Origin of the sequence: Phaeobacter sp. QD34_24 (genome assembly GCF_028890115.1) — a bacterium.
Lineage (GTDB): Bacteria > Pseudomonadota > Alphaproteobacteria > Rhodobacterales > Rhodobacteraceae > Phycobacter.
Genome location: NZ_JARCJD010000023.1, coordinates 27,137 through 51,949 on the forward strand (window position 1 = coordinate 27,137; position 24,813 = coordinate 51,949).

The following is a 24,813-nucleotide window of genomic DNA, read 5'->3' on the forward strand; positions in this document are numbered from 1 at the left end:
GGTCGTTTCGACTTTCCCGCAAAAGGGGGTAGGAGAGGCCCCGCAAAGGCGCTAGCACTAGGGCAAGATCTGCGGCGGGCATTGCGGCCTGCAGGTGCGACGGAGAGGTGGAGGTCACGATATGCGGTTTTCCGGATGGCGGGTGCTGAAGGAAGGGCTGACCGGCAACAAGGGCTGGCGCCCTCATTGGCGCGATCCCGATCCCAAGCGCGAATATGACGTGATCATCATCGGTGGCGGCGGCCACGGGCTGGCCACGGCCTATTACCTGGCTGCCGAACACGGCATCACCAATGTCGCCGTATTGGAACGCGGCTATATCGGCGGCGGCAACGTTGGGCGCAACACCACCATCGTGCGCGCCAACTACTACCTGCCGGGCAACTCCGAGTTCTATTCCCATAGCCTGCGCCTGTGGGAGAGCCTGGAGCAGGAGCTGAACTATAACGCCATGATGTCCCAGCGCGGCATCCTCAACCTGTTTCACAATGACGGGCAGCGCGATGCCATCGTGCGGCGTGGCAACTCGATCATCAACCAGGGCGACGATGCCGAGCTTTTGGACCGTGAAGGCGTGCGGCGCATGGCGCCCTATCTCAACTTTGACAACAACCGTTTCCCGATCATGGGAGCGCTGTTGCAGCGCCGGGCGGGCACCGCGCGCCATGATGCGGTGGCCTGGGGCTTTGCCCGCGGCGCCGACATGCGCGGGGTGGATCTGATCCAGAACTGCGAGGTAACGGGCATCGATGTGGAGAACGGCCGCGTCACCGGCGTGCAGACCGTGCGCGGCCCGATCCGGGCTAAGAAGGTGGCACTGGCGGCGGCCGGGCGTTCGGGGCAGGTGGCGGCGATGGCGGGGCTGACCCTGCCGATCGAAAGCCACGTGCTGCAGGCCTTTGTCTCGGAAGGGGTGAAGCCGCTGATCGACCACGTCATCACCTTTGCCGAGGGGCATCTCTATATCAGCCAGTCCGACAAGGGCGGGCTGGTCTTTGGCAGCTACCTTGATTTCTACAGCTCCTATGCGGCGCGGGGGAACCTGCCGATGGTCGAACACACGATGGAGACCTGCATGGCCATGGTCCCCGCCGTGGGCAAGGCGCGGCTCTTGCGCAGCTGGGGCGGCATCATGGATATGACGCCGGATGGATCGCCCATTATCGACCATTCCCCGATCGACGGGCTCTATCTCAATTGCGGCTGGTGCTATGGCGGCTTCAAGGCAACCCCGGGGTCGGGCAATGTCTATGCCCATCTCATCGCCACCGACCGCCCGCATGGCGCCGCGACCCGGTTCAAGCTGGACCGCTTCCGCAGCGGTATCGGCCTCATGGACGAGGAGGGGACCGGTGCCCAGCACAATTTGCACTAGGCGCGTTGCCGTCGTCATGACAGAGCCAAAGATCGACTATTCAGGGGAGCGGCAGACATGAGGATCACCTGTCCCATTTGCGGCGAAAGGGACCGCCGCGAGTTCACCTATCGCGGTGCGGCCCTTCCGCGCCCTGCCGAGGATGCCGGTCTGGACGCCTGGCACCGGTACGTAAACCTGCGCGAAAACCCGGCAGGCCCGCTGGATGAACTCTGGTATCACGAGATGGGCTGCGGGGCCTGGCTGAAGGTGCGCCGCAACACGGCCACCCATGAGGTCCTTGAGGTATCGCTTGCCTCTGAGGCGGGTCTTGGAGGTGCGGCATGAGCATGAGACTGCCCGGCAAGGGGCTGATCGAAGGCGGCAAGCCCGTCACGTTCTCCTTCAATGGCCGCCACATGATGGGGCTTGAGGGCGATACGCTGGCCTCGGCCCTGCTCGCGAACGGCGTGCATCTGGTGGGGCGCTCGTTCAAATATCACCGCCCGCGCGGCATCCTGACCGCAGGCAGCGAAGAGCCGAATGCGCTGGTCACCATCGGCAGCGGCGCGCATCAGGATCCGAATGTGCGCGCCACCACGCAGGAGCTTTTCGAAGGCCTCAGCGCCCGTAGCCAGAACTGTTGGCCCTCGGTCGAGCATGACGTGATGGCGATGAACGATCTGGCGGCGCCCTTCCTGGGCGCGGGGTTCTACTACAAGACCTTCATGTGGCCTGCGGCCTTCTGGGAGAAACTCTACGAGCCGATGATCCGCCGCGCGGCGGGGCTGGGTGCACTCAGCGGGGCGGCGGATACGGATGCCTACGAAAAGGCCTATGCCTTCTGCGACCTGCTGGTGATCGGATCGGGGCCTGCCGGTCTGATGGCGGCACTGGTGGCCGCGCGCGCGGGCGCCGACGTGATCCTGGCCGAAGAGGACAGCCGAATGGGCGGCCGCCTTCTGGCCGAGGTCGAAGAGGTGGACGGCATGCCCGCCCACCTCTGGGTGGCGGAGGTTCTGAAGGAACTCTCGTCTATGGACAACGTGCGGCTGATGACGCGCACGGCCGTGACAGGCGCCTATGATCAGGGCACCTATGGCGCATTGGAGCGTGTTGCCCATCACAGGCCGCGCCGCCATTCGCTGAAGGAAAGCCACCTTCCGCGCGAGTGCTTCTGGCGCATCGCGGCGAAACGCGCGGTGCTGGCGGCAGGGGCGATTGAACGCCCGGTGGCCTTTCGCAACAACGACCGCCCCGGCATCATGACCGCCAGCGCCGTGCGCGCCTATCTCAACCGCTGGGGGGTGGCGCCGGGCGAACGGGTCACTGTCTTTGCCAATAATGACGACGCCCATCGCACCGCCCGCGATCTGGCAACGGCGGGCGTCCATGTGGCCGCCCTGATCGACAGCCGCCATGATGCGCCCGACAGCGAGTTGTTCCCGGTGATCAAGGGCGCGCAGGTCTGCGATGCGGGCGGACGCAAGCGGCTCGAAAGCATCACCGTGCGCTCCGTCGCCGGAGAGGAGAAGATCCAGAGCGATTGTCTGGCCATGTCGGGCGGCTGGAACCCTTCGGTGCATCTGACCTGCCATCTGAACGCGCGGCCCAGCTGGCGGCGCGACATCGCGGCCTTTGTGCCGAAGGAGGGCAGCGTGCCGGGCATGGTGACAGCGGGGGGCTGCAATGGCGAGTTCTCCACCGCCGGTGCCCTGCGCGACGGGGCTGCAGCCGCAGGCAAGGCGCTGGAGGCGCTGGGCCTGAAGGTGCCAAGTGCCGATCTGCCGCTGGCCGAGGATGATCCCTACCGGATTTCGCCGCTCTGGAATGTGCCGGGCAAGGGACGCGCCTGGCTTGATTTCCAGAACGACGTGACCGTGAAGGATGTGAAACAGGCCGCGGCGGAAAACTTCCGCTCGGTCGAGCATATGAAGCGCTACACCACCCAAGGCATGGCGACGGATCAGGGCAAGAACTCGAACGTCGCGGCGCTGGCGGTGCTGGCCGATGCCACCGGGCGCAGCATTCCCGAAACCGGCACCACCACCTTCCGCCCCCCCTTCGTGCCGGTCAGCATCGGAGCCATGGGGGCAGGGGCCGCAGAGCAGGGCTTCAAGCCGCAGCGCTTCCTGACCTCGCATAAGGCGAGCGAGGAGCGCGGCGCCCATCAGCTGGAGGTCGGGCTCTGGTATCGCGCCGCCTATTTCCCGAAAACCGGGGAAACCAACTGGCGCCAGTCCTGCGACCGCGAGGTGACATTGGTGCGCAATCACGTCGGGGTCTGCGATGTCTCCACCCTCGGCAAGATCGACATCCAGGGGCCGGATGCCGGAAAGCTCTTGGACTATGTCTATACCAACATGTTCTCGACCCTGAAGGTCGGGCGCGCGCGCTATGGTCTGATGCTGCGCGAGGATGGTTTTGTCATGGATGACGGCACCACCGCGCGGCTGGGCGATCAGCACTATGTGATGACCACTACCACCGCCGCTGCGGGGCAGGTGATGGCGCATCTGGAATATGTGACCCAGGTGCTGTGCCCCGATTGGGATGTGCGCATTGTCTCGGTCACCGAACAATGGGCGCAATTTGCCGTGGCAGGCCCCAAGGCGCGCGCGCTTTTGAATGGTCTGTTGGATGACGAGATCGACAGCAAAACCTGGCCCTTCATGGCCTGCGGCGAGGTTTCGGTCATGGGCGTCGCGGGTCGGCTGTTCCGCATCTCCTTCAGCGGCGAGGAAGCCTATGAACTGGCGGTGCCCGCCCGCTATGGCGATGCGCTGTTCCGCGAACTTCTGGCCCGTGCCGAAGGCCTGGGAGGCGGCGCCTACGGGATGGAGGCGCTCAATGTGCTGCGGATCGAGAAGGGTTTCATCACCCATGCGGAAATCAACGGCACCGTGACGGCCGGTGATCTGGGGATGCAGGGGATGATGTCGAAGAAGAAGGATTTCTTCGGGGGGCCGATGTCCCGCCGCGACGGGTTGATGGCCGAGGACCGGATGCAGATGGTCGGCCTCAAACCCATCGGCGCGGTGAAACAACTCACCGCCGGGGCGCATCTGTTCAACCCCGAAGATCCGGTGGAGCGGATCCATGACCAGGGCTATGTGACCTCGGCCTGTTTCTCGCCCACGCTGGGCCACTCCATCGCGCTGGGTTTCCTCAGTGGCGGGCGGGATCGGATCGGCGATCAGATCCGCCTGGTCGATCACATGCGCGGCATAGACGCCATGTGCGAGGTGGTGGAACCGCAGTTCTTTGACCCGGAAGGAGGGCGCGCCCGTGGCTGAACTCATTGCAAAAAGCCCCTGCGCGGGGCTGCTGCCCGTCTCTGTTGGCGGTCTGTCCCTCAGCGAAGAGGATCTGGGGGCTTTGACCAGCCTTGCGCCCTTCAGCGATCAGGAAAGGGGCCTGAGTGCGGCACTGGAGGCCGCCCATGGCATGAAACTGCCCGCTATGGGGCGCAGCACCGGCAAGGCGGGGAACAGGGCGATCTGGTTTGGTCGGGATATGGCGCTGCTGGCCGGGCCTGCGCCCGATCCATCTCTGGCCGAATACGCGGCGCTGACCGATCAGAGCGATGCCTGGGCCGTGGTGCGGCTTGACGGGGAGGGGGCCGAAGATGTTTTGGCGCGTCTTTGCCCCATCGATCTGCGCAGCAAGACCTTCAAACGCGGCCATACCGCGCGCACCGAGCTGCGCCACATGATGGCATCGGTGACGCGCATCGGGGCAAACAGCTTTCAGATCATGGTGTTCCGCTCGCTTGCGCAAACCTTGGCGCATGATCTGAAAACAGCCATGGAAGCCGTCGCCGCGCGCAGGTAATCTCCCTGGATCACCGACTGATTCATGGAGCGTATCGATGAAGCGCATTTCCGCAGCGATTGCACCAGTGGCGGCCATCCTGGCCGTTCTGTCTTCTGCGCCGGCCCAGGCTGCTGACAGCAAGGAAGACAGCTGCAAATACCAGGGCCAGGTCATGGCCGCCGTGCAGGCTGCGCGGATGGACCGTGTGAAACAGGAGAAGGTCGAAGAGGTCATCCTGGCCTCGGATCCTGCATGGCCCGAACAGTATTCCAAGGCGATCCCGCAGCTGACCGAGCATGTTTATGGGATGAAGCGGCGCGATCTGCGCAACGCCGATCTTGGTGCCATCTTTGAACAGCAATGCCTGGAAAACTGGGATCAGATCCAGGCGATGAAGAAACAGCTGAAATCGAACTGATATGTCGCTGCCGCCCGGTTTCCTTGACGAATTGCGCACCCGCATCAGCCTGACTGATGTTGTCGGGCGCAAGGTCATGTGGGACCAGCGCAAGTCAAACCCGGGCAAGGGCGACATGTGGGCGCCATGCCCCTTTCATCACGAGAAATCGGCCAGTTTCCATGTCGATGATCGCAAGGGCTTCTATTACTGCTTTGGCTGCCAGGCCAAGGGCGATGCGCTGAAGTTCGTGCAGGAGACCGAGAATGTCGCCTTCATGGAGGCGGTCGAGATCCTTGCCGGGGAAGCGGGCATGGAGATGCCCAAGCGCGACCCCAAGGCGCAGGAAAAACAGGATCGTCGCAGCCAATTGGCAGATGTGATGGAGCAGGCGGTGCAGTTCTTTCGCCTGCAGCTCAATACCCAAGGCGGCACCGCCGCGCGCGCCTACCTGGCCAAACGCGGCCTGACGGGTGAAGCCCTGCAGCGCTGGGAGATCGGCTTTGCCCCGGATGGCTGGCAGGGGCTTTGGGATCACTTACGCGGCAAGGGCGTGGCCGAGGACCTGATCATGGGGGCGGGGCTGGCGAAGCCCTCGAACAAGGGTGGCAAGCCCTATGATACCTTCCGCAACCGCATCATGTTCCCGATCCGCGATGCGCGCGGCCGGGCGATCGCCTTTGGCGGCCGGGCGATGGACCCGAATGACAACGCCAAATATCTGAACTCGCCCGAGACCGAACTGTTCGACAAAGGCCGCAGCCTTTACAACCACGGACCGGCCCGCGCCGCTGCCGGGCGGGGCACGCCGCTGATCGTGGCCGAAGGCTATATGGATGTGATTGCGCTGTCCGAAGGCGGCTTTGCCTCCTGCGTGGCGCCGCTGGGGACCGCGATCACCGAAAACCAGTTGATGATGCTGTGGCGGATGTCGGATGAGCCGATCATCGCGCTGGATGGCGACACCGCCGGGATCCGCGCCGCCATGCGGCTGATCGATCTGGCCCTGCCGCGACTGGAAGCCGGGAAATCCCTGCGCTTTGCCATCATGCCCGAGGGGAAAGACCCCGATGACATGATCCGTAGCGAAGGCCCTGCCGCGGTGCAGGCGGTGCTGGATCAGGCCATGCCCATGGTGAAGCTCCTGTGGCAGCGTGAAACCGAAGGCCGCGTCTTTGACAGCCCCGAACGCAAGGCGGCGCTCGACAAGGCCCTGCGCGAGAGGATCCGCCTGATCCGCGATCCGTCGATCCGCAGACATTATGGCGAGGACATCAAGGAGCTGCGCTGGCAGCTGTTCCGGGGCAATCGGCCGCCCCGCGACGACGGTTTCACACCGCGCCGCAAGGCGGGCGGAGGCGGCGGGGCAGGCGGCTTTCGCGATGGCGCGCGCGCGCCCTGGCGCGTGCAGGGGGGGGCTTCGGTGCCACTGGCAACCACCCGCAGTTCGCTCCTGGCGGCCGCCGATGAGGCGACCCTGGCCCGTGCCCGCGAGGCGGTGATCCTGGCGGTGGTGATCACCACGCCTGCGGTGATCCCCGAGTTTGAAACCAATCTCGAGCGGATGATCTGCACCGACCCGGATCTGGCGGCCCTGCGCGACATGGTCCTGCGCCATGGCGTTGCGGCCCCTGAGCGGCTGAAAGAGGAAATCGAATACGCGCTTGGCCCCCATGCCCTTGAAAACCTCTTTGCCCTGCGCCATGTGGCAATTGTGCCCTGTCTGCGCAAACCAGGCGATGAGGAGGCCGCGCGCCTGACCCTGGCGGAGGAAATCGCAAAGCTCGAAGCGCTCAGGGGGCTGGATGCGGAACTGGCTGAGGCACAGGAGGACCTGATCGGTCTTGCAGATGAGGCTTTGACCTGGCGCCTGAAACAGGCCGCCGAGGCGCGTAACAGGGCCGTGCGAAGCGAGAACGAGGACAGGGCGCAATATGACGTAGGCGAGAATGGCGCCCGGCTCGATCGCGAGGAACGCGACGCCTTTGGCGCCCTTTTGGACAGAATCGGCTTTTCCGACAAATGACACATCCGCGCAAAAAGGGTGTTTTCCTAAGGAAGAGCAAAAGAAAATTGGGTAAATGGGGTGACGAATCATCAGTTCCGGCTAATGATTCGCGCTATCCGAATCGCCCCAGCCTCTTAGAGGAGCAATGAATGGCCGCCAAAGACACCGACGACCGCAAACCTGACGATCAGGAAGCCGAAATCTCGCTGGACATGAGCCAGGCCCAGGTCAAGAAGATGATCGCCGAGGCACGCGAGAAGGGCTACATCACCTACGATCAGCTCAATCAGGTTCTGCCGCCGGATCAGGTCAGCTCGGAACAGATCGAAGACGTGATGTCGATGCTGTCCGAAATGGGCATCAATATCATCGAGGACGAAGAGGCCGAGGAGGAAGAGCAGAACAAGGGCTCGACCGAACTTGTGACCACCGAATCCAACCGTGAAGTCGCGGTTGCCGGTGCTGCCACCGAAAAGCTGGACCGTACCGACGATCCGGTGCGTATGTACCTGCGCGAGATGGGCTCGGTCGAACTGCTGTCGCGCGAGGGCGAGATCGCCATCGCCAAGCGGATCGAGGCCGGCCGCAACACGATGATCCTGGGTCTGTGCGAAAGCCCGCTGACCTTCCAGGCGATCACTATCTGGCACGACGAACTCCTGTCCGAAGACATCCTTCTGCGCGATGTCATCGATCTGGAGGCCACCTTTGGCAACCAGATGGACGAAGAGGGCGAAGTCAGCGAACCGGTGGTGGATACCGGCGCGGCTGCCGGGGCCGCCAAACCCGTCAAGGAAGACAAAGGCCCCGAGCTGGATGCCGACGGCAACCCCATCGCCAGCGATGACGATGATGACGAGGACGAGCAGGCCAACATGTCCCTTGCCGCGATGGAGGCCGCGCTCAAGGATCGCGTGCTGACCACGCTGGAACAGATTTCCTCGGATTACGCCCAGCTGAGCGAAATGCAGGACAGCCGGATCTCGGCCACCCTGAACGAAGACGGATCCTTCAGCGAGCAGGACGAAAAGACCTACCAGCAGCTGCGCTCCGAAATCGTGGAGCTGGTGAACGGGCTGCATCTGCACAACAACCGCATCGAAGCCCTGATCGACCAGCTTTACGGCATCAACCGCCGCGTGATGCAGATCGACAGCGCCATGGTGAAGCTGGCCGACCAGGCCCGCATCAACCGCCGCGAATTCGTCGAGGAATACCGGGGCCGCGAGCTGGACCCGAACTGGCTGTCGGACATGGCGGAAAAGCCGGGCCGGGGCTGGCAGATGTTCATCGAACGCTCCACCGAGAAGGTCGAGGAACTGCGCGCCGACATGGCGCAGGTCGGCCAGTATGTGGGTCTCGATATCTCGGAATTCCGCCGCATCGTGCAGCAGGTGCAAAAGGGTGAGAAGGAAGCCCGCCAGGCCAAGAAGGAAATGGTCGAAGCCAACCTGCGCCTGGTGATCTCGATCGCCAAGAAATACACCAACCGCGGTTTGCAGTTCCTGGACCTGATCCAGGAGGGCAACATCGGTCTGATGAAGGCGGTGGACAAGTTCGAATACCGCCGCGGCTACAAGTTCTCGACCTATGCCACTTGGTGGATCCGTCAGGCGATCACACGCTCTATTGCGGATCAGGCGCGCACGATCCGGATCCCGGTCCACATGATCGAGACGATCAACAAGCTGGTGCGCACCGGCCGTCAGATGCTGCATGAAATCGGCCGCGAGCCGACGCCGGAAGAGCTGGCCGAAAAGCTGCAGATGCCGCTCGAGAAGGTCCGCAAGGTGATGAAGATCGCCAAGGAGCCGATCAGCCTCGAAACCCCCATCGGGGACGAGGAAGACAGCCAGCTGGGCGATTTCATCGAGGACAAGAACGCGGTGCTGCCCCTGGACAGCGCCATTCAGGAAAACCTCAAGGAAACCACCACCCGGGTGCTGGCCTCGCTCACCCCGCGCGAGGAACGGGTTCTGCGCATGCGCTTTGGCATCGGCATGAACACCGACCACACGCTGGAAGAGGTCGGTCAGCAGTTCTCGGTGACCCGCGAACGGATCCGCCAGATCGAGGCCAAGGCCCTGCGAAAGCTCAAACACCCCAGCCGAAGCCGAAAGCTGCGCAGCTTCTTGGATCAGTGATCAAAAGGCGCCCTGCGGGGCGCCTTTTTCTTGCGCTTTGAAGTGCTGTTGGACGGTCTTGAGGTTTGGATGACGGACGCCGCGGTTCATCTGTGATGCGGTTATGCGCAGACAGCGGACTTTGCAAAGTCTGGCCCGCTTCCCGACAGCGGACGTTCGTGTAAAGTGCGGCGAAAGCCGGGTGAGAGCCCACACCGGAAGTCCTTATTTTGTGCTGCGTGCGCTCGCAGCACGGATTGTGCTGCATTGGCGAAGGTTTTGATGCTGCAACACGGTGTAAGAAGCAGCCATTCGCGCAATCTGGAGCTTTGGTGTGGCATTCAAGGATCAGGTCGCGGAGCTTCCCACGTCAAAAAACCAAGGCAAAAAAGCTAAACACCATCGATGGGCTACAGCGTGTCGACCCGATGCTATGCTCCAGACGTCAGCGCGGCGCTGACGTCTGGGTTTGGAGGGAGGATTGGAGGGCATGTTATGCCACGAGTCCAACTTCCCGCAGTCACCCCAAAACGCAAAGCTTGGAACAAAGGGCGGATAATCGGCCAGAAACGGCCGCTGTTTCCCAAACAAGTTTGGGCAATCCGCGCTCGGCTCGAGATTGCAGGCTACCTTCGCGACCTCGCGCTGTTCAACGTCGCGATTGATAGCAAGTTGCGAGGGTGCGACTTAGTCAAACTCGCCGTGACCGATTTGGTCAGAGATGATCGCGTTCGCGAACGAGTGTCGGTGATCCAAAGCAAAACCAATCAGCCGGTTCGGTTTGAACTGACTGAAAACACGAGAGAAACGGTTACTGCTTGGGTTAGATCGCCTGAAATGATCGGCCGCCTTTTCGTGTTTCCCAGCCGATTTCATGACCGACCTCACATCTCCGCGCGGCAATATGCTCGACTTGTTCGTGATTGGGTGACTGCAATTGGACTGGAACCCAGCGGTTACGGCACTCATTCGCTCCGTCGGACCAAAGCTGCCGAGATATATCGCAAGACTGGCAACCTTCGCGCGGTGCAGCTTCTGCTTGGTCACACAAAAGTTGACAGTACGGTGCGATATTTAGGCGTTGAGTTGGAAGATGCTCTGAGTATTGCGGAGCGCATCGATATCTAAGCAATGTTGGCGAACGGTGCTTACCGTTCGCCAGATCATAAGAGATCTGAGATCACGCGACGTCGAAAACGAAATGCGAACCCATAGTCACGGATGCTGCGGTCGAAGCGGGCATTGCGGCTGTTCCCTGCGGCTGCAAAATCTGGGTTTGGTCGAATCCGCAGGGTTGTGGGACGTTCCCGTCGTCGTCAGGGTGAGCGTGCAAGAGGACGCGTCCAAAGTCAGCTAACAGCTTGCGTCTTTTCAGAAGTTCGGCGGTGAACATTCTTGATTGGGCGATGCTTTTTGTCTATTAGTGCACCATGGGATTGACGATGGCGTCGTCACTAACCGAATTCCGATTAGAGCATCCCTATCCAACCATCCTGAACGCCGGGATCTTGCTTTGCCGCTCTTGTGGTGAGGGAAGGTGCAACCGGTATGAAGCACGCTCCTCCTCGTCACACTCGGCCTGAACAGGAGTATACCGATGTCCGGAATATCCGAGTTTGGCGTTGCAGGACAGCGCCCAGATTTTTACCGTTTTCACCAAGGCGAAAAGGTGCTGCCTTTTGCCGACGCCGAATATGAAGCACGCTTGACCAAGCTGCGTGCGGTCATGGCCGATGAGGGCATTGATGCCTGCGTGTTAACCTCAATGCACAACGTCTCCTACTACTCGGGCTTTTTGTATTGTGCGTTTGGTCGGCCTTACGCTCAGGTGGTCACAGCGACCGAAACCGTCACGTTCAGCGCAGGCATCGACGCGGCACAGCCCTGGCGTCGTGGCTATGGTGACAACATCACCTACACTGATTGGCAGCGGAACAACTATTGGCGTGCGATCCAGTCTGTGACGGGGTCCGGTAAGGTAGTCGGATTCGAAGGGGATCACATTTCCTATACACAACTGGGCTTGATGGATGAATTCCTGGCACCCTCTGTCAAGAAAGACATCGCGCCGACAACCATGCGGTTGCGCATGCACAAATCTGAGGCAGAGATCGAACTGATCCGAGCAGGTGCCGCGACAGCGGACGTTGGTGGATATGCCATCAAGGACGCGATCAAAACCGGAGCGCGCGAGATCGACGTTGCCATGGCCGGACGCGATGCGATGGAATTGGAGATTTCCAAACGGTTCCCAGATTCTGAAATCCGCGACACATGGGTCTGGTTCCAGTCTGGCATTAACACCGATGGCGCGCACAACCCTGTGACCTGCCGCAAACTAGAGCGCGGTGACATCCTCAGCCTCAATACCTTCCCGATGATCTCGGGCTACTACACGGCGCTCGAGCGCACACTTTTCGTCGAGGAGGTGGATCCGGCCAGCCTCAAGGTCTGGGGAGCGAATGTCGCTGCCCATGAATACGGAATGAGCTTGCTCAAGCCGGGTGTGTCCTGCGCCGAGGTCACGCACAAGATCAACGACTTCTTTGCGGAGCGCGACATGCTGCAGTACCGGACCTTTGGATATGGCCATTCCTTTGGCGTTCTGTCGCATTACTATGGCCGTGAGGCAGGGCTTGAGCTGCGGGAAGATATCGACACTGTGCTTGAACCGGGGATGGTGATCTCGATGGAGCCAATGCTGACGATTCCTGATGGCCAGCCCGGCGCAGGCGGCTACCGCGAGCATGACATTCTGGTCATCACCGAAGACGGTAACGAGAACATCACCGGTTTCCCCTACGGACCGGAGCACAACGTCGTCGGGTAAACAGTCCTGATCCAAGGTATGAGCGGCTACAGCTGCTCATACCGGCTCTAGCTGTGAGCTTTCAGCAGGTTGTCCATTCGATCCAGACCGAGTTGGTTGGAGTTACCAAGCACCAACCTTGTTCGGAGGGATCGAATGAACGTGCACAAGAATGCCAGACTGACGCCATTGGGTCGAGAGCGGCTAGTGGGGATGATTGCATGCGGGATGAGTTTTGCGCAGGCTGGGGCGATCTGCGGCTGCTCTGCCAAGACGGCCACGAAGTGGTGGCGGCGGTATGAACAGGAGGGGCGCGAAGGTTTGCAGGATCGCAGTTCACGCCCTTATTCTCTGCGCAATCCTACGCCTGATGACGTGGCAGACCGGATCATCGCCTTGCGCCGTCAGCGTCTTACCGGGGCACATATTGCGGCAAGGACCGGCGTTTCGGCGGCGACGGTCAGCCGGGTTCTGCGCAGGGCGGGCCTTTCGCGGCTACGCGATCTGGAGCCTGCCGAGCCTGTACGCCGGTATGAACGCGATCATCCCGGCGACATGATCCACCTCGATATCAAGCGTCTTGGCAAGTTTGAGCGCGCCGGGCACCGCATCACGGGCGACAGGACAGGCCAGTCGAACAGCCGAGGGATCGGCTGGGAACATGTGCATGTCTGTGTCGATGACGCCTCGCGCCTGGCCTTCACCCAGGTCCATCCCGACGAAAAGGCGGTGAGCGCGGTGGCGCACCTGAATGCGGCGGTGGCCTGGCATGCGTCCATCGGGGTGAAGGTTGCGCGGGTGATGACAGACAATGGGTCGTGCTACAAATCTCATGCTTTCAAGGCCGCCTGTGCCGAGCTTGGCATCCGCCACATCCGCACCAAACCCTACACGCCCAAAACCAACGGAAAAGCCGAGAGGTTCATCCAGACTGCTCTGCGTGAATGGGCCTACGCCCGAGTCTATCAGACCTCAGACGACCGCGCCGCCGATCTGCCGGTCTGGACCCACCTCTACAATTGGCACCGCCCACACACGGCGCTAAAATCAAAACCACCCATCAGCCGGCTAGACTTTGATCGGAACAACCTGTTGAGGTTCCACATCTAGCGCGACACTATTTGTTGTTGCCCACCGTTTTGAGCCGCCCTCGGTGCCCATAGGGTGTTTCGCCGTATCGCTCTTTGTAATGCCGTGAGAATACGTTGTTCGAGTTGAACCCTGACGCCATGGCAACTTCCATGACACTCAGGTTGGTTTCTGTAAGCAATGTGCGCGCGCGTTCCAATCTGATGTTGCGATAGGTTTGCGCCGGAGCCTCGTTCAGCAATTGTCTGAACTGACGTTCAATCTGACGGCGCGAAATACCCGCGCTTGTGGCAAGTTCATCGAGCGTCAGCGGGTCCTCGATATTGTCATACATGGCCCGCAGAACAGCAAGGATACGAGGATTGCGAGAGCTGATGGCCTTGGCGATTGAGGAGCGCTGTTCGCTGCGGGTCGCGACATCGGGGCCGTTCAAACACATATCCGAAACGGCGATTGCAAAGTCTTCGCCATAGTCTTCGGCGATGATCGAAATCATCATTTCAGTTGCCGCAACACCACCACCGCAAGTCAGCAGACTTCCGTCCCTTTCGAACCTCTGTGGTGTGGGCTCCAGATCGGAAAATGCCTCAACAAATCCGGGCTGGTTTTCCCAATGAAGGGTGAAAGTCTTGTCCCTGAGAAAACCCGCGCGCGCGAGGGTCGCAGCACCGGTGCAGATGCCGCCAAGCTTGCCGCCAAACCGGGCGTGGCGGCGTATGCCCCCCAAGACATCGTCGGAGGCCGCCTGAATACTATTGTTGCCCGAACAGACAAAGAAGTAGGTATCGGGGTTCAGATCGTCCAGGCTGCCATGCACATCAATATCGATGCCGGAGGATGACGAAACAGCCCTGCCGTCATCTGAGATGGCCAGCCATCCATAGAGTGGTTTTTGGGACAGCTGGTTGGCGATGCGCAGAGGATCCAGAGCAGCGCTGAACGCGAGCAAAGTGAATTGGGGCAACAGCAGGAACCCGAACCACCGGGTTGCCTTGGGATCCTTGACCGGATAGCTGAACGCCCCCGCGGGCACGAGATCCGGCCGATCTACAGTCATGCTCTCGTTTTTGATCACAGGACGCGATTACTCCGCGATGTCCTCTGCCCAGAGCTCCGGTTTTTCATCGATGAAGCGCTGCATCAGAGCAATGCAATCGGGGTCATCTGCGACTATCACTTCAACGCCTTTCGAGCGTAGGAACTCTTCGTTCCCGCCGAAGTTGGTGTTTTCGCCGATCACCACGCGCGGGATGCCGAATTGAATGATCGTCCCGGTGCACATCATGCACGGGCTGAGCGACGTATAAAGCGTCGTGTCGCGATAGGTCTTCTGGCGGCCGGCCTTGCGCAACGCATCCATCTCGCCATGGGCAATCGGGTCGCCTTTTTGGACACGTTGATTGCGCCCTTGGGCTACGACTTCGCCGCCGCGCGCCAGCACTGAACCTATCGGGCACCCGCCTTCTTCAAACCCGGCTTTGGCCTCGTCGTAAGCGATGCGCAGCAAGCGTGTGTCGTCAGCGTTCATGTCTTGTCCCCCAGGATTGGCCCGTCGTAGTAGGGCAGCCGTTCAACGCTTGGCATCCAGGTGCCATTCTCCTGCAACTGGTCCATATGATCGGCAATCTCGTCAAGGGTGGCAAACCAGACGTCTTTGGTTTCCTGCGTTTTGGCAATCCATGCTTCAACCTGCTTCCACCGCGCCAATCTCCCTGTGAGAAAAGGATGGATGATCAGCATAAAGAAACCACCGGCGTCATACTGCGCCTCGAATTCCTCCCAGAAACCGCTGAGCCCGTGCGACGGGCTTGCAACTGGCATCATGTACCCAATCTCGTCGTAATGCGCGAAGGGGGGCCAGTCGTCGGTACCCCAATGCACAGGCATTTCGTAGAGAGATCCATTGGCCGTGTCCAAACGGTACGGAATGTCGTCGGCCATCATTGAGCTGTCATAGCGAATGCCGTGTTCGATCATCAGATCGACGACTTCCTGCGTTATGTTGTAGACCGGTGCACGGTAACCACGCGGCTTTTGCCCGCAGATGCGCATATGCGCATCGAGCGTGCGCTCGAACCACTCGCGCTGCTCCCCGCGTGTCTTTATAGGGTCTTCGTGCAAGTATCCGTGGTGGCCGATCTCGTGCCCGTCTTTCAGGATCGCCTCGGCCACATCCGGGTAGGTCTCCAAACACCAGCCGGGGATGAAGAACGATTGCTTCAGGCCCAGACACCGGTAGGTGTCGAGGATGCGGGGTAGCGCGACCAGAGGGCCATAGCGGCCCATTGAAATGGGGTAGAGCCGGTCGTGGCTGTCTTCGGGCTTGGCGATGTGGATCAGGCTGTCCGCATCCATGTCGAACGTAATTGCCACGGCGCATTTGGCACCATTGGGCCAGGGGATGGGGTTGCGGATCACATCGTCAGCTTTCGTTCAGGACGTGGGCGCTTTGCGTGTCCCACGACAGCCAGATTTCATCACCAGAGTGCAGATCGAACTTGGACAGTTCGCGTTCCTGCATCTGGACCTTGAATTCATGGCCCTGCGCGTCTTCGAGGAACAGGGTGACCATGGAGCCGACGAATTCTTCAGAAATCAGCTTGCAATACGCCTTGTTCCCGCCGACGGGTTCTTCTGATGCGATGTGCACCAGATCGGCGGAGATCACGAAGCTGGCGTTGTGGTCTTCGACCAGCTGCACCTCGTTCGTGGGTACTGTGAATTCGCCAGAGGTGGTTGTGATGCGCGCCGTACCGCCGTCAACAGATTTGACTTTGCCTGCCAGAATATTGTTGCGGCCCACAAACTCGGCGACGAACTGGTTTGCAGGGGCGCGGTAGATTTCCTTGGGCGTGCCGATCTGACCAATCTCGCCTTTGCCCATGATGATGACGCGGTCGGCCATCGCAAAGGCCTCGGACTGGGAGTGGGTCACGTAGACAAAGGTAATCCCCAACTCGCGCTGAAGGTCCGTGAGGACGGCCTGCATGCGAATTACCAAATGAGCATCCAGAGCTGACAATGGTTCGTCCAAGAGCAGGATCTGTGGCTCCATCACCAGCGAACGAGCCAGTGCAACACGTTGCTTCTGGCCACCTGACAAGGTCGAAATATGGCGGTTCTCAAATTCGAGGATCCCCATTTTGTCGAGCCACTTTATCGCACGCTCTTTGCGTTCCGCCTTGTCCACGCCACGCATCTTGAGACCAAATTCGACGTTTTCGCGCGCCGTCAGGAATGGGAAGAGCGCGAGTGACTGCCAAACCAAAGGCGTGTCGCGCTCGTGCGGGGCAACGTCATTCATCACTCGATCATTTAGGCGAATCTCGCCGTGCGTCGGCGCTTCGAGGCCAGCCAACATGCGCAAAGTTGTGGTCTTGCCGCAGCCGGATGGCCCCATGATTGCGAGGAACTCACCTTCGCGGATTTCGAAATCCAGTTCTTTAACTGCAACGAAATTGCCGAAGTGCTTTTGTACTTTGTCAAAGACAACCAGCGGTTTGCTCATGCGTGCAGGCCCTTGATTTGGCGGCTGGCGAAGAAGAGCTGTGCCAGCACAACCAGCGTCATTGATGTGAGGAAGACGAATGTCCCGATGGCGTTGACCTGCGGGTCAATATTGCCCTGAACGATTTCGAGAACGACCACGGGCAACGTAGAATTCAGGCCAGAGACAAACCATGACACAGCAAATTCGTCGAAGGAGACAGCGGCCGTCAGGAACAGGCTTGAAAAAATGGCAGGCTTGCAGAACGGCACGATCACATGCCGCATGGTCTGCCATTCCGATCCGCCCAGGTTCCATGCAGCGGATTCGAGGTCCGGGTCCATTTGGTTCAGCCGCAGGCGGATCACAGCCATGGCAAAAGGTGCTGTCAGCACGCTGTGCGCAATGATGATCGAATAAAGCTGCCCGGACATCCCGATCTTGGACAGCCACGCAAGCATGGCCAGCGCCATGATGATCAGCGGAATCGTGGGCGGCAGCAGGATCAGCGCAAGGTACGGGCCTTTGAATCGGAAGTTGTACCGGAAGTCGGAATAGGCCGTGCAAAAGCCTAGGAATGTCGCGATCACAGCCGTTGAGCAGGAGACGATCAGGCTGTTGCGCGCGGCTTTCCAGATGTCCGGATCGGCCAGGACCTTAGCGTACCATTCGGTCGAAAACTCACCCAACGGGATCGTCGGGAAGCGCTGCGAGTTGAAGGAAAAGATCATGCTGAAGATGATGGGCGCAAATACGAAGGCGAAGATCAGGACGACATAGATGCCAAGGATAAAGTTGAGGGATCGGCTCTGTTTCATTTTGCGCCCTTCCCCTTGCGATAGGCCAAAGCAATGCCGGTGAAGGCGATGGCAAAGAGCGTAACCATCATCATGATCGCGACAACGGCTGCGCGCGGCCATTGCTGGCCGGACTTGGTGGTATCGAGGATCAGGATTGGCAGGGTCGGTTCCTGCGATCCGCCCAGATAGAAGGGTGCCACAAAGTCACCAAAGGACAGAATAAAGCAGAAGATCGCCGCGATGATCAGCCCGGTCTTGGACAGTGGAATGATCACCTGCCAGATCGTGCGCAGGGGCGAACAGCCAAGGTTGCGCGCCGCCTCAATCAGGTTTTTGTCGATATTGGCCATCGTGACGGTTTGCAGTATGACCACCAGCGGCAGGGTCAGAGTCATGTAGCCCACCAGCGTGCCGAAGTTGGTGTTCAGCATGGTGTAGGGGCCAAGGCCGATGTAGCCCAGCACGGCATTTACCACGCCACTTTCGGACAGAATCACGAACCATGAAAATGTACGCACCAGATAGCTGGTGAAAAACGGAATGATCAGCAGAAAGATCGCCCAGCGTCGCGTGCTTTCAGAAGCGCGGAAGGCCAATGCAAAGGCTGCCGGAAAGGCGATACACATCGCGCAGACGGTGGACAGTGTGGCGATGCCTATCGTGTACCAATAGCTGTCCCAGAAGAACCCGCGCGTCAGCATCCGCGACCAGTTCACGAACTCGAAGGCTTCGGTCATGCGATAGTTCTTCACCAGGAAGAACGACATCGCGACCATGAACAGAACCGGCCCGACAAAGAAGATCAGCTGCCAGAAGATGATCGGCAAACGCCACGTCAGCGCATAAAGGCTTGGGCGATTTTCAGGATTGGAAGACATGGGGCTGTGCAGGGCTTTCGCGTCTTAAGGGAAAAAGGGGGCGACCTGTTGGCCGCCCTTTTTTGGTTCTTTGGGCCCTAGATCAGGCGCTCTTGTACTCGGACCAGAAGTCGTTCCAGTCCTCCAGCGTCTGCTGCTGAGGAATGTCGCGGTAATGGACCCGGCCTTCCTTGATCAGTGCGATCGGATCTTGCGGATCACCATCGACCTGGTGCGACCGCTTGGCTTCCGCCATGTCAGCCTCGATCAGGGCGGCGCGGCCAGCCTTGGTCACGCAGAAGCCGGGATAGGCCGCCATCTGTGCAGATTTCACCTGACCTGCAGGGGACATCATGTACTGGATGAACTTCTTGGCCTCTTCGGCCTTTTCGCTGCCCTTGCCGATGGAATAGCTTTCAGTGAACTGAATGCCGCCTTCCTTCGGGATCACGGACGCGACAGGCGCGCCGTCTTTTTCTAGAACGCCGGTGATCCAGTCACCGATGCCAACCATCGCCTGCATCTCGCCGTTTTTCAGGCCATTGAACGTGCCGCCATAGTCAAAGAAGCCGCCAACCTGCGAGCGCAGGCTCATGGTGGTCTCCTGAACCTTGGACCACTGATCGTCGTTCAGGTTCCAAAGGTCAGCGCCATTCCCATCATAAAGGCTCATCTGACCTAGGGTCGGCAGGTGCCAGTCAAAATGGCCCACTTTGCCCTGAAGCTCCGGCTTCCAGAAGCAGGAATAGCTTTCCGCTTCTTTCGCTGTCACGGAGTTCTTGTTGTAGGAAACACCCAAGTGCCCCCCGCGCAGGATCATGGAATACATCTTGCCGTCCGCCCAGTGGCCGGGGAACTGCGAGAAGTCTTCGTGCAGCATGTCATCCAGCGGATAATCTGCCGGGTTCATTTCTTCGATGTAGCCAGCTGCGTTCAGCTGCTGCACGAATTCTGCGTCAGACAGGATCAGATCGTAAGTGCCCGGAGGGGATTGGGCGATCAGCGCCAGCATGTTGTCGCCACCAGCATAATACTTTGGCACGAACTTCACGTTGTTTGCAGCCTCATACTCCGCAACCACATCAGCCTCTCCATGGCCGTACCACGCAAGCATGTTGATTTCGGTCGTTGCCGCCCAGGCGCGGCTGACAAATGGTGTTGTCAGAACGGCTGCGCCGCCAGCTTTCAGCAGTTGGCGGCGGTTCAAGCCCAATAGTGATGAAGTTACGGTTGGTCTGTACATTTGTGTCTCCCGGTTGGTCACTCTTTCCCAGCAAAAGAGCATTTGATTTTTCGCCGAACCATAGTGTTCAGTCTGATTTTTGTAGAATGGTATGGTAAAATGAGACTTTTAGGAAATTTATCGTTGATATGCCTTCATAATGAGCAGTTATGCGTCAATAGCGCTCGATGAGCGTTGCTCCAAGGTGTTGATCATGGCATCCATGGCCGCGTATCCGCCCGCACCCAACTGAGCCTGTCGTGCGAAAAGCCCGATGTGCAAAGGGGCAAGAACCGGCAGGCCGTCTTGTTCAGAAAAAGTGCGCATGCCGCTTTGGACCGTCGGAGCAGTCAGGCACGAAAGGCCAAGGCCATCCTGGACCGCGCGTTGAACGCCACCAATGCCGGGACTGGAGTAAGCGATGCGCCAGCTTTTTCCCACCAACTTCAAAGCGGTAGCCATACGGTCGCGGTACACACAACCAAAGGGGTGCGCGACAAGGGGGATGTCAGCATGTTCCGGGATCTCGAACCCGTTGGCGCCAACCCAGGTTGGTTGTTCTTTCCAGTTGCGGAATAGGAACTGCTGGTCGTCCCCGTCGAACAATGCCACGGCGATATCGATTTCGTTGCTCCGCATGGCCGCCAGCAGATGCTTGGACAGATCACATCGAATTTCGATCTGTGTATCGGGGAATTGTCGGACAACGTCCGTCAAACAGGCTTGCAGGGTGTTGACCGCATAGTCCACAGGCAACCCCACCCGCAATCTTGCTGCGGGATCACGCTGCTCAAACTCCGCCATTGCCAGATCGTTCAGGCGCAGAATCTGGCGCGCATGTATGGCCAGAGCCTCCCCCCGCTCCGTGAGCGATATCTCTTTGCCCTTCCGCGCAATGAGCGGATAGCCAACCGCTTCTTCCAAGCGCTTCACTTGCAGGCTGATGGCAGGTTGCGTCCGACCAAGTATCTCGGCCGCGCGCGTGAAACTTGCCACCTCAATGACAGTGATGAAAGCTCTGAGGAGCTCTGTTGAAAGGTTGACCGCGCCCATACGAGAACATTAGCGCTGAAAATGTATAGCGAACAACGATAAAGTTGCTTTATGCAAATCGTATGATCACCCTCTATTCGAACAAGACGCTGACGGACTCTCCATTCGCGATCCGTGTGATCGCCTTGGCGAACATTGGCGCAATCGAAATCTCGCGAATTTTCGATGATGCGGTGACCGCTTCGGTAGCGCAAATTGTGTCGGTGATGACCAGGGACGTCAGATCAGATGCATTGATCCTGTCGACAGCCTTGCCGGACAGGACCCCATGGGTGATGTAAGCAGAAACTTCCGCCGCGCCATTTTCGAGCAGCGCCGTCGCGGCATTACAGAGCGTACCGCCAGAGTCGATAATGTCATCGACCAACATGCAGGACTTGCCAGAGACGTCCCCGATTATGTTCATGACTTCAGACGAGCCGGGCTTGTCGCGGCGCTTGTCTACAATTGCGAGGCCAGTCGAGAGACGTTTCGCCAAAGCGCGTGCGCGCACTACACCGCCTACGTCCGGGGATACGACCATCACATTGTCGCGGTCCTTTTGCTTTTCGATATCCCGCACGATTTCGGGCACCGCGTAAAGATTGTCGGTGGGAATGTCGAAGAACCCCTGAATTTGCCCTGCATGCAGATCCATAGTTAGCACCCGATGCGCGCCCGCCTGCGTGATCATGTTCGCCACAAGCTTTGCCGTGATCGGCGTGCGCGGGGCTGATTTGCGGTCCTGACGGGCATAGCCGAAATAGGGGATCACGGCGGTGATCCGCCCGGCAGAGGATCGGCGCAGCGCGTCGATCAACACCAGCAGCTCCATCAGGTTGTCGTTGGCTGGATAGGACGTTGATTGGATGACATAGACGTCATCGCCGCGCACGTTTTCCTGTATCTCGACAAAGACTTCTTCGTCGGCAAACCGACGCACGTTACACTCAGCCAGAGGGACACGCATATGCGCGGCAATCGCTTCAGCAAGCGGACGGTTACTGTTTCCACAGATCAATTTCATCTGTCGAGCCCCTCTGGTCAGAGTTTGATTGGATGTGCGCCGGGTTCAGGCCTTAGACCGGGAACGCCATCTCGGGTTTGTAGGTCTTGAAGCTTTCCAGATACTGCGCATTGGCCTGGCGCTGCCATTCGGTGCCGGGCTGGATCGCGGTGACGACCTTGTACTTTTCGCGATAGGACTTCGTATTGTCATTCTCTTCCATGACAATCGCCACCATGCCCGCAACTTTGCCCTTCTGCTGTTCAACCAGCTGGACAGCACCATGCATCGTGCCGCCGGTTTCAACCCACTGATCCACCAGCAAAACCCGCGTTCCGGGTGCAAAGGCGGGCGTGCGCATTTCCATCGACTGGGTTTGACCGGAGTAGTTGGTCATAGACGCGCTGTCTGTATCCACACAGAGCTTTCCGGGTTTGCGAATGGGCAGAAACCCCTTCCCGATACGGGCCGCGATGCCCGCCGCCAGAACAAAGCCCATCGCATCAAGGCCCGCGACGACGTCAATCTCATCGGCATCTAGATCAGCCACCAGATCATCCAGCAGATCATGATACGCCTTGCCGTTGATGTAGATTGAGGTCGGGTCAAGCCATGCAAACTTGTCGCCTTTGGTGTTCGGGGCCATCAGCGAGAAGTACCAACGGTCGTCTCTGGGTCCTTTGTCTTGAGCCATCTTTTCTCTCCCTTATGTCTGTGTGAGGTCCATGAGCCGCTTCAGGCGCTCAGGATCAATATTGTAGAAATCGCCGTCAAAATTGATGCCGGTCGCGACCATGAAAAGATCAACCGCATCTGCATATTGCGCTGCGTTTTCAGGTGTGATGCCGGATGCAAGGCCAAGTGCCGTGTCGCCGCAATGCGCGCGAAACGTGTCGATCTTGCCAACATCGGCTGCGTGGCCAGTCGCCACGCCGGAGGTCACAACGACGTCCATGTAGTGCGTCGCGATGCGCGCGCTTTTGCCATACTGTGCTGGATCAACGTCGCGCTGCTTTTTGAATGCGGTGCCGCCGATATAAAGCCCGGTCCAACCGCTTCCTTCGCGGATGGCCGCGATCTCATCTGCTTCGGGCTGATCATCTTCCGCACGGCGTTCATCCATACGTGCGTCATCGGCCCAGTAACCATCGACCTTGCACCCTTCAGCTTGCATCTCTCCCAGAATTGGGAAGGCAAACTTGCCGGTGACCGCCAGAAAATTCACCCCGAGCCAAATGTCCGGGAACGCCTGCCGCATCTCCTTGATGATCGGGACTAGTTTCTCTTTCTCGAAGTCGTGGTTGATCAGAAAAACCCCCGGACACCCGCCAGCAATGGCTGCTTTGATGTTCCGCTCGGCCTGTTCGCTGTCAAGCACATGAATGACAGGAAGAATGACAGGACCAGTTGCGCCAAAGGTCTTTTTGAAGTCGTGTCGATCCATCTCAATTCTCAATCCCGGTTATTGCGAGGACGCTATCATCGGCAATGGAATTTAGAAAATTTATTGTGCTTATTAGTTCATTTAGCTTGGAAATGAATGCATCTCGATGAGAACGCCTGCGGTTCTTTGCAAAACCAGCCGATGTCAAAGCGGAGCTAATCTTCGGCACGTCTCCGACGAGAAGCACGTAAGCTTCATTCCAATATGCCGAGAACTGTCTATGCTCCTTTGCGAATGGCCCCTCGCCAAACAATGCAACTACCCAGACATAATCCACGAAAGCCCGTGCCCATGGCCTCGTTCGACCCCTCCCGACCCGATGGTACCAACCGCAGTCTTGAGATTGCCGTTTCCGCTGACGGCACACCCAGAATGAACCACACCTACACAATCGACGCGCGATGCGGCGTGGCGGTGCGCGTCGGCGCAGGTCAACAGCTAACCGTGATGAACCCCAGCGGCCATCAAGTCTGCGATTTCTGGATTTTTGCAGCAGATGATGTGGGTGAGTATTCTTCGATGGAGCATTTGCACACAGCCCTAGGCTCGATATTCCCCAAAGTAGGTGACAGTGTGACCTCCAACCTGCGTCGCCCCTTGATGACAATCACGGAAGACACATCCGATGGTGTGCATGACACGATAATCGCCTGCTGCGATCATGCCCGGTACCAGCAATTGGGCTGCACGGAATACCACGACAATTGCGCTGATAATCTGCGGATGGCGCTGATGGCCATTGGCCTCAAAGCGCCAGCTGTTCCCGCCCCTTTCAATCTTTGGATGAACGTCCCTGTGCAAGCCGACGGCAGCACAAGTTTCGTCGCACCCGTGTCAAAACCGGATGACCAAGTGACCTTCCGCGCCGATATGGACGTCATCGCCGTCATGTCCGCCTGCCCTCAAGACGTCACGCCAGTCAACGGCGTGGGTGTCGCGCCAGACATTCTGAAGTTCTACGTCGCGGACACCTGACGTATCCGACCAATTCAAAAGCAGTTGATTGATACCCTCGCCGAAGTTGCGCTGTCATTGTGTCAGGAGCTTACGGGGAAAGATCTCAGCTCCGATGGCGATCGTTAACCTTGAAGTGGCGACGTCTAGCGGTTGTTCGAGCAAGGTACAGGGTTGGAACTACGGGCTCCCCTCCGTCATTCGGTAGTGGAACAGATTTTTGGGGCCCGACGAACTCTGAATGTCCGCTCCCGCGGCTCGCGGCCGCAACGCAGCGATGGTTGTGCTGCAAGAGAAAACAAATGCTGCGTCAGCAACATGGCTAAACATCAATGTCGGCAAAGTCCGGAGGCTGTGTGGAAACTGGCTGGTGTTGCCCAGCTTTCCCCGAGTTTGGGTCTTGGAGCGTGATTTG

22 protein-coding genes are annotated in these 24,813 nt (G+C 59.2%); 11 read left to right on the plus strand and 11 right to left on the minus strand.

Annotation, left to right across the window (positions count from 1 at the left end; genetic code table 11):
* Positions 1–121: 121 nt before the first annotated feature.
* The 10 genes from PXK07_RS16175 to PXK07_RS16220 all read left to right on the plus strand — a co-directional run bounded on the left by PXK07_RS16175 (position 122) and on the right by PXK07_RS16220 (position 13,617).
* The gene (locus PXK07_RS16175; RefSeq protein WP_274849406.1) at positions 122–1,375 is read left to right on the plus strand and encodes a sarcosine oxidase subunit beta family protein; all 1,254 of its coding nucleotides are present in this window, start codon (positions 122–124) and stop codon (positions 1,373–1,375) included.
* 57 nt (positions 1,376–1,432) lie between these two features.
* Positions 1,433–1,702 carry a sarcosine oxidase subunit delta gene (locus PXK07_RS16180; protein ID WP_274849407.1) on the plus strand — a complete coding sequence of 90 codons (270 nt, stop codon included), beginning with the start codon at positions 1,433–1,435 and terminating at the stop codon, positions 1,700–1,702.
* Positions 1,703–1,704: 2 nt separating this feature from the next.
* The gene (locus PXK07_RS16185) at positions 1,705–4,650 is read left to right on the plus strand and encodes a sarcosine oxidase subunit alpha family protein (protein WP_274849415.1); all 2,946 of its coding nucleotides are present in this window, start codon (positions 1,705–1,707) and stop codon (positions 4,648–4,650) included.
* Positions 4,643–5,188, plus strand: coding sequence for a sarcosine oxidase subunit gamma (locus PXK07_RS16190; protein ID WP_274849408.1), 546 nt, complete (start codon positions 4,643–4,645; stop codon positions 5,186–5,188). Before PXK07_RS16185 ends, PXK07_RS16190 begins: the two co-directional genes overlap by 8 nt.
* A 37-nt stretch (positions 5,189–5,225) precedes the next feature.
* A complete protein-coding gene (locus PXK07_RS16195; RefSeq protein WP_274849409.1) occupies positions 5,226–5,588 on the plus strand; it encodes a hypothetical protein in 363 nt (120 codons plus the stop codon).
* 1 nt (position 5,589) lies between these two features.
* A complete protein-coding gene (dnaG, locus tag PXK07_RS16200) occupies positions 5,590–7,593 on the plus strand; it encodes a DNA primase (protein ID WP_274849410.1) in 2,004 nt (667 codons plus the stop codon).
* 131 nt (positions 7,594–7,724) lie between these two features.
* Positions 7,725–9,719 carry an RNA polymerase sigma factor RpoD gene (rpoD, locus tag PXK07_RS16205; protein WP_274849411.1) on the plus strand — a complete coding sequence of 665 codons (1,995 nt, stop codon included), beginning with the start codon at positions 7,725–7,727 and terminating at the stop codon, positions 9,717–9,719.
* Between the two features lie 474 nt (positions 9,720–10,193).
* On the plus strand, positions 10,194–10,826 hold the full coding sequence (locus PXK07_RS16210; RefSeq protein ID WP_050687576.1) for a tyrosine-type recombinase/integrase: 633 nt from the start codon (positions 10,194–10,196) through the stop codon (positions 10,824–10,826).
* Between the two features lie 469 nt (positions 10,827–11,295).
* Positions 11,296–12,528 carry an aminopeptidase P family protein gene (locus PXK07_RS16215; protein ID WP_050687573.1) on the plus strand — a complete coding sequence of 411 codons (1,233 nt, stop codon included), beginning with the start codon at positions 11,296–11,298 and terminating at the stop codon, positions 12,526–12,528.
* 135 nt (positions 12,529–12,663) lie between these two features.
* Positions 12,664–13,617, plus strand: a complete 954-nt coding sequence (locus PXK07_RS16220) for an IS481 family transposase (protein WP_274849412.1) — start codon at positions 12,664–12,666, stop codon at positions 13,615–13,617.
* A gap of 7 nt (positions 13,618–13,624) precedes the next feature.
* On the opposite strand, the gene PXK07_RS16225 is transcribed toward PXK07_RS16220, so the two are convergent.
* From PXK07_RS16225 to PXK07_RS16275, 11 genes are all read right to left on the minus strand, one after another.
* Positions 13,625–14,653: a GlxA family transcriptional regulator gene (locus tag PXK07_RS16225; protein WP_274849413.1), complete on the minus strand. Its 1,029-nt coding sequence runs from the start codon at positions 14,651–14,653 to the stop codon at positions 13,625–13,627.
* A gap of 27 nt (positions 14,654–14,680) precedes the next feature.
* The gene (locus PXK07_RS16230) at positions 14,681–15,124 is read right to left on the minus strand and encodes a nucleoside deaminase (protein WP_050687569.1); all 444 of its coding nucleotides are present in this window, start codon (positions 15,122–15,124) and stop codon (positions 14,681–14,683) included.
* A complete protein-coding gene (locus PXK07_RS16235; protein ID WP_050687567.1) occupies positions 15,121–16,014 on the minus strand; it encodes a polysaccharide deacetylase family protein in 894 nt (297 codons plus the stop codon). The genes PXK07_RS16230 and PXK07_RS16235 overlap by 4 nt, the downstream gene beginning before the upstream one ends.
* Before the next feature lie 4 nt (positions 16,015–16,018).
* Positions 16,019–17,104 (minus strand): ABC transporter ATP-binding protein, encoded by a 1,086-nt coding sequence (locus PXK07_RS16240; protein ID WP_050687565.1) that lies wholly within the window; start codon positions 17,102–17,104, stop codon positions 16,019–16,021.
* A complete protein-coding gene (locus tag PXK07_RS16245) occupies positions 17,101–17,901 on the minus strand; it encodes an ABC transporter permease (RefSeq protein WP_050687564.1) in 801 nt (266 codons plus the stop codon). The genes PXK07_RS16240 and PXK07_RS16245 overlap by 4 nt, the downstream gene beginning before the upstream one ends.
* Complete coding sequence (locus tag PXK07_RS16250; protein WP_050687562.1) at positions 17,898–18,761, minus strand: ABC transporter permease; 864 nt, start codon at positions 18,759–18,761, stop codon at positions 17,898–17,900. The genes PXK07_RS16245 and PXK07_RS16250 overlap by 4 nt, the downstream gene beginning before the upstream one ends.
* A gap of 82 nt (positions 18,762–18,843) precedes the next feature.
* Positions 18,844–19,983, minus strand: a complete 1,140-nt coding sequence (locus PXK07_RS16255) for an ABC transporter substrate-binding protein (RefSeq protein WP_050687560.1) — start codon at positions 19,981–19,983, stop codon at positions 18,844–18,846.
* Positions 19,984–20,130: 147 nt separating this feature from the next.
* Entirely contained in the window at positions 20,131–21,015 is an 885-nt protein-coding gene (locus tag PXK07_RS16260; protein WP_050687558.1) for a LysR family transcriptional regulator, read from the minus strand.
* 73 nt (positions 21,016–21,088) lie between these two features.
* A complete protein-coding gene (locus PXK07_RS16265; protein WP_050687556.1) occupies positions 21,089–22,021 on the minus strand; it encodes a ribose-phosphate pyrophosphokinase in 933 nt (310 codons plus the stop codon).
* A 52-nt stretch (positions 22,022–22,073) separates the two neighbouring features.
* Entirely contained in the window at positions 22,074–22,694 is a 621-nt protein-coding gene (locus PXK07_RS16270) for a phosphoribosyltransferase family protein (protein ID WP_050687554.1), read from the minus strand.
* 12 nt (positions 22,695–22,706) lie between these two features.
* Positions 22,707–23,444 carry a BtpA/SgcQ family protein gene (locus PXK07_RS16275; RefSeq protein WP_050687546.1) on the minus strand — a complete coding sequence of 246 codons (738 nt, stop codon included), beginning with the start codon at positions 23,442–23,444 and terminating at the stop codon, positions 22,707–22,709.
* Between the two features lie 291 nt (positions 23,445–23,735).
* Here PXK07_RS16275 and PXK07_RS16280 point away from each other — a divergent pair, with 291 nt between their 5' ends.
* A complete protein-coding gene (locus PXK07_RS16280) occupies positions 23,736–24,419 on the plus strand; it encodes a DUF1989 domain-containing protein (protein WP_050687544.1) in 684 nt (227 codons plus the stop codon).
* Positions 24,420–24,813: the final 394 nt, after the last annotated feature.